This is a genomic window from Streptomyces calidiresistens (genome assembly GCF_014141525.1).
Taxonomy (GTDB): Bacteria; Actinomycetota; Actinomycetes; order Streptomycetales; family Streptomycetaceae; genus Streptomyces; species Streptomyces calidiresistens.
Genome location: NZ_VKHS01001477.1, coordinates 1 through 581 on the forward strand (window position 1 = coordinate 1; position 581 = coordinate 581).

Annotated in this window: 1 protein-coding gene; it reads right to left on the reverse strand. The window is 77.8% G+C overall.

The features are described from left to right. The coding region (locus FOE67_RS27895) for an FHA domain-containing protein (RefSeq protein ID WP_267133378.1) at positions 1-581 on the reverse strand (581 nt) is incomplete at both ends.

The following is a 581-nucleotide window of genomic DNA, read 5'->3' on the forward strand; positions in this document are numbered from 1 at the left end:
AAGAGACAGGGATCAGGCGCGGGGGGCGGTTGTAGTCCAGGCCGGCGCCGTCCTCGGAGGGCCGCAGCGCGGCGTCCGGCGGGTAGTAGGGGGCGACCTCCAGCAGCGTGTCGCCGATCGCGAGTTGACCGCCCAGGGGCCAGGGGACGCGTTCGGTGTCCGGCTCCGGCTCCGCGCCGTCGATCCGGACCTCGGCACCGCCGTGGACGACGACGGTGCACGAGCCCTCGGCGTTGACGCGCAGGGTCAGTGCCCGACCGGCCAGGGTGGGGTCGGCGATCCGCACCGCCGTGCCGGGGGCCGAACCGATGTCGATCCGGCCGACACCCAGTCGGTGCACCGCGCCGGCCGCCGGGCCGCCGACCACCCGCAGCTCGACGAAGCCGTTGGGCTCGCCGGGTGGGCAGCCGTCGGGGGTGTGGAGGCTGACGACGGTGCCCTCGCGCAGCGGCGAGTCGGCCAGCGGCAGGCGGGGGTCCACCAGCGCGCCGTCGACGTAGATCGGCGGCGGGCCGCCGGGTGCCGGCGGCCCGTGGTGCGGCCACGGGTGGGCCGCGCCGGGGTGGGCGTGCGGGTGCGGG